Annotated in this window: 4 protein-coding genes; 3 read left to right on the top strand and 1 reads right to left on the bottom strand. The window is 72.9% G+C overall.

The genetic code is table 11. The features are described from left to right. Positions 1-63 precede the first annotated feature (63 nt). Together AC5WRT_RS38670 and AC5WRT_RS38665 are read left to right on the top strand one after the other, a co-directional pair. Complete coding sequence (locus tag AC5WRT_RS38670; protein WP_496098882.1) at positions 64-588, top strand: DUF1990 domain-containing protein; 525 nt, start codon at positions 64-66, stop codon at positions 586-588. A 49-nt stretch (positions 589-637) separates the two neighbouring features. After that, a complete protein-coding gene (locus AC5WRT_RS38665; RefSeq protein WP_496098881.1) occupies positions 638-979 on the top strand; it encodes a hypothetical protein in 342 nt (113 codons plus the stop codon). A 297-nt stretch (positions 980-1,276) separates the two neighbouring features. On the opposite strand, the gene AC5WRT_RS38660 is transcribed toward AC5WRT_RS38665, so the two are convergent. Then, positions 1,277-3,895 carry a glycosyltransferase family 1 protein gene (locus tag AC5WRT_RS38660; RefSeq protein WP_496098880.1) on the bottom strand — a complete coding sequence of 873 codons (2,619 nt, stop codon included), beginning with the start codon at positions 3,893-3,895 and terminating at the stop codon, positions 1,277-1,279. 330 nt (positions 3,896-4,225) lie between these two features. On the opposite strand from AC5WRT_RS38660, the gene AC5WRT_RS38655 reads away from it, so the two are divergent. Continuing rightward, positions 4,226-5,020: maltotransferase domain-containing protein (locus tag AC5WRT_RS38655; RefSeq protein ID WP_496098879.1), on the top strand; the 795-nt coding region annotated here is incomplete at its 3' end.

Genomic DNA, 5,020 nt, shown 5'->3' with positions numbered 1-5,020 from the left:
ACTAGAGCGTGGGGCGGCACCCGGAGGGAACCCCTTCCGGGTGCCGCCCTACCCTTGTGACCCATGTCCTCGGCGCCCTTCACCTACGAGCCGGCCGGCGCGACCCGCGACGACCTGACCTTCTGCCCGCCCGGCTTCCGTCCGATGCTGCTCCGCACCCGGCTCGGCGAGGGCCACAAGGTGTTCCAGCGGGCCGCCGAGGCGGTCCTCACCTGGGAGATGCACCGCGCCATGGGTGTCGGCATCGACGCCCATGGCGCGGACCGCGCGGCCCCCGGCGTCGACGTCACGGTCACCCTGGCCGGGGTCATCAAGGCTCCCTGCCGCATCGTCTGGACCACCGAGGAACCCCGCCGCGCCGGCTGGGCCTACGGCACCCTCCCGGGCCACCCCGAGCGCGGCGAGGAGGCGTTCGTGGTCGACCGCACCGGCGACGGCACGGTCTGGCTGACGGTCGCCGCCTTCAGCAAACCGGCCAAGTGGTACGCGAAGGCGGGCGGTCCCGCGACACGGGGCTTCCAGCACGCGTACGCACGCCGGTGCGGGGCGGTACTGCGCAGGCTGTGCGAGGGGCTGTCCGAGGCATGACGCGCCCCTGCGGGGCAGTCCGCGGCGGGGGTCGGGTTCCCGCCAACCCGTGCGCCGTCGGCGCGCGCTGCTCGTCCCCGTTCTGACGGCCGTCTCCGCCGTGTTGCCGGCCGCGCGCCTGGCCCGGGCCTTCGACACGTTCCAGAACTGCCGGTACCTGGGCCCCTCCGCCCGCATGTACATCACGTCCTGGGCCGGCCTCGCCTGCGCCGCCGGTGCGGTGGTGGCATTCGCCACCCTTCCCCGCAGTGAACGGCGCGGGGGCGCAGCGGTGTCACCGGTGCTCGGCATGCCGGCGGCGTTCGTCCTCCTCATGACGGTCCACTGGCTGTACTCCACGGACTCGTCCGGCGGCGACGACTGCTCGGGCCCGCGCTTCATCGCGCCGTAGCCCGGTCCTTGGGAAAGGGGCGGCAGCGGACCGGACCGGCCGGCAGATGCGTTCCGCCGCCGACAGCACCTGTCCAGTCGCCCTCGGGGCCCCGATGGCGGCCGGGGCCACTGCCCTTCCGGGCCGCTCGCTCGCTGCCCCCGTGCCGGAGCGAGCTGGGTCGAGGGTGGCCCCGAGTGAGCGGCCCAACAGTCACTTGCTCACGGTCGTACCGCTCCGGGTGATCACGATGAGCACCGGCTCGGTCCCGGCGACGGCAACGAGCAGGCTCCGTGACGCATACCCGCGGCAACCGGCCTACCGCAGGAGAACCCCCGCCCCCTCCGCACCGTCCTCCGACGGCACCGCCACCAGGCCCATCTCCGCGCCGGAGGCAAGCAAGCGGTGGGCCGGGAGGATGCGGACCGTGTAGCCGTAGGGGCCGGTGCGGTCCAGGGACAGGGGACCCTCGTACAGCAGGCGGCCCTCCAGGTCGGGGGCGGCCGTCGGTTTCAGGGGGACCACCGTCGCGTCCGTGATGTGGTCCTCCGCGTCCACCCGTCCGGACACGGCCTGCACCTCGACGTCGTCCGGGGTCAGCTCACCCAGGCCGACGCGGACCCTGAGGCCCACCGTCGTGCCCAGTTCCGCCGTGGCCGTCGGTGCCGTCGTCTCCACGTGGTCGACGCTCACCTCGGACCAGGCCGCCCTCACCCGCGCCTTCCAGCGGGCCAGATCGCACGCCGTGTCGGGGGTCAGCGCGCGGTGGGCCCGGGCCGCGGGGACGTAGAGGCGGTCGACGTACTCGCGGACCATGCGGCCGGCCAGCACCTTGGGGCCGAGCAGGGTGAGGGTCTGGCGGACCATCTGGATCCAGCGGTCGGGGAGGCCGCCCCGGCCCAGCTCGTAGAAGCGCGGCGTCACCCGCTGCTCCAGCAGGTCGTACAGGGCCGCCGCCTCGATGTCGTCCCGGCGGTCGGGGTCCGTGCCCGCGCCGTCCGCCGTCGGGACGGCCCAGCCGAAGTCCGGCTGGAACCACTCGTCCCACCAGCCGTCCAGGACGGACAGGTTCAGGCAGCCGTTCAGGGCCGCCTTCATGCCGCTCGTGCCGCATGCCTCCAGCGGGCGCAGGGGGTTGTTCAGCCAGACGTCGCAGCCGGGATAGAGCTTCTGTGCCATCGCCATGCCGTAGTCGGGGAGGAAGACGATGCGGTGACGGACGCGTGGGTCGTCGGCGAAGCGGACCAGTTCCTGGACCAGGCGCTTGCCGCTGTCGTCCGCCGGGTGCGCCTTGCCGGCGACGACGATCTGGATCGGGCGGTCCGGGTGCAGCAGCAGCTCCATCAGGCGGTCGCGGTCGCGGAGCATGAGCGTCAGGCGTTTGTACGACGGGACCCTGCGCGCGAAGCCGATCGTCAGGACGTCCGGATCCAGGACGCCGTCGATCCAGCCCAACTCGGCGTTCCCGGCGCCCCGCTGCCGCCACGAAGCCCGCAGCCGTTCCCGTACCTCGAGCACGAGCTGTTCGCGCAGGGTGCGGCGCAGCTCCCAGATCTCCTGGTCGTCGATGTCGGCGACGGAGTCCCAGCGATCGGTGCCGCCGACGGTCAGCGCGTCCTCGGCGCGCTGTGGGCCGACCTGGCGGGCGCCGAGCCGCAGCACCTCCGGGGCCACCCAGGTCGGGGCGTGCACCCCGTTCGTCACGGAGGTGATCGGCACCTCCTCGGCGTCGAATCCCGGCCACAGGCCCGCGAACATCTCCCGGCTGACCCGACCGTGCAGCAGCGAGACCCCGTTGGCCCGCTGGGCCAGCCTGAGGCCCATCACGGCCATGTTGAACAGGTTGGGTTCGCCACCCGGGTACGTCTCCATGCCCAGCGTCAGAATCCGCCGCACGTCGATGCCGGGGAGTTCCGCGTCCGCGCCGAAGTGCCGGGCGACCAGTTCCCGGTCGAAGCGGTCGATGCCGGCCGGAACGGGGGTGTGGGTGGTGAAGACCGTGCCGCCGCGCACCGCCTCCAGCGAAGAGTCGAAATCGAGGCCCCGCGCGCACAGTTCGGCGATGCGCTCCAGGCCGAGGAAGCCCGCGTGCCCCTCGTTGGTGTGGAACACCTCCGGCTCGGGGTGGCCCGTGAGCCGACAGTACGTCCGTACCGCCCGGACACCTCCTATCCCCAGCAGCATCTCCTGAAGCAGCCGGTGCTCGCTGCCGCCGCCGTAGAGCCGGTCGGTCACCCCGCGTTCGCCGAGGTCGTTCTCCTCCACGTCCGAGTCGAGCAGCAGCAGCGGCACCCTGCCCACCTGGGCGAGCCAGACCCGGGCGCGCAGCGCCCTGCCGCCGGGCAGCGCGAGCGAGACCTGCGCGTGGGTGCCGTCGGGCTCCTTCAGCCGGGTGAGGGGCAGCTCGTTGGGGTCGAGCACCGGGTAGTGCTCCTGCTGCCAGCCGTCGCGGGACAGGGTCTGCCGGAAGTACCCGTGCCGGTAGAGGAGGCCGACACCGATCAGGGGTACGCCGAGGTCGCTGGCGGCCTTGAGGTGGTCGCCCGCGAGGATGCCCAGCCCGCCGGAGTACTGGGGCAGCGCGGCCGTGATGCCGAACTCCGGGGAGAAGTAGGCGATGGCGGCGGGCATGCCGTCCGCCTGGGTCTGGTACCAGCGGTCGCCGGTCAGATAGTCGTCGAGGTCGTCGGCGACCGCGCCGAGGCGGCGCAGGAAGCGCCGGTCCCCGGCCAGCTCGGTCAGCCGCGCGGGGCGCACCCGGCCCAGGGTCCGCACGGGGTCGCCCCCGGCGGCGGCCCATGCCTCGGGGTCGACGGACTGGAACAGGTCGCGCGTTTCCGCATGCCAGGACCAGCGCAGATTGCGCGCCAGGTCGCTCAGCGGCCGGAGAGGTTCGGGGAGAACGGGACGGACGGTGAACCGACGGATCGCCTTCACACTTCCACCTCGGACGCGTCGCGGAGTGAGACGCACGGCGCTGTACGTCTCGTCGTCACCCTCGACGGTAGTTGTTACCCGGGGGTCGGTGGGGACGCGCACGGCGGGGGTGTCGGGGCGTTAAGGGGCGGTCGGCGGGCACTCGGTGAAAAGGGCCGGTCTTGCGGGTGGACGTACGCGTGAGTAGTTAACAAAGTTCCGGATTGCCCACCCGAACCGGGTGGGAAGGCTCCTCCGGTACACACCCACAGGCGTTCCACAGCACCACCGCAGGACCCACCTCCCCACATCCATCCGCCCACACCCACGTTGACGCGGACAGGAGCGGTCATGCCCGCCACGCACCACTCGTCACCACCCCCGACAGGCAGCGGCAAGAACACGGCAGCGGCAGAGTCGGCGGCCCAGCCGGCCGCGAAGAAACCGGCCAGGAGGACGGCCGGGAAGACAGCCGCCAGGACTGCTGCGAAACCGGCCGAGAAGACGGCCAAGAAGGCGGCCGGGAAAACGGCTGGGAAAACACTGGGCAAGAAATCCGTAAAGGCCGTCGCCGATGTGCCCGGCTCCGTCGATTCCTCGCCGGATGAGGGCGGCGTCGTATCCCCGCACCGGGGCACCACCCTCGGCCGTATCCCCGTCCTCGACGTACGTCCCGTGGTCCAGCACGGGCGCAGGCCCGTCAAGGCGGTGGCCGGTGAGGCGTTCGAGGTGTCCGCCACCGTCTTCCGGGAGGGGCACGACGCGGTCGCGGCGAACGTGGTGCTGCGCGATCCGGCCGGCCGGCCCGGACCGTGGACGCCGATGCGCGAACTGGCCCCGGGCACGGACCGCTGGGGCGCCACCGTCACCCCGGGGGAACCGGGCCGCTGGACCTACGCGGTGGAGGCCTGGTCCGACCCGGTCGCCACCTGGCACCACCACGCCGGCATCAAGATCCCGGCGGGCATCGACACCGAGCTGGTCCTGGAGGAGGGCGCCCGGCTGTACGCGCGCGCGGCCGCCGGGGTGCCGGACGCGGAGCGGCAGGTCGTCCTGGACGTCGTGAACGCCCTGCGGGACGAGGAGCGCCCGGCCGCCTGGCGGCTCGCGGCGGCGCTGGCACCGGAGGTGACGGACCTGCTGGCC

This window comes from Streptomyces sp. NTD91 (genome assembly GCF_059510455.1).
The sequence above is the reverse complement of the archived record's forward strand: the minus strand, read 5'-3'. Positions and strand labels throughout refer to the sequence as shown.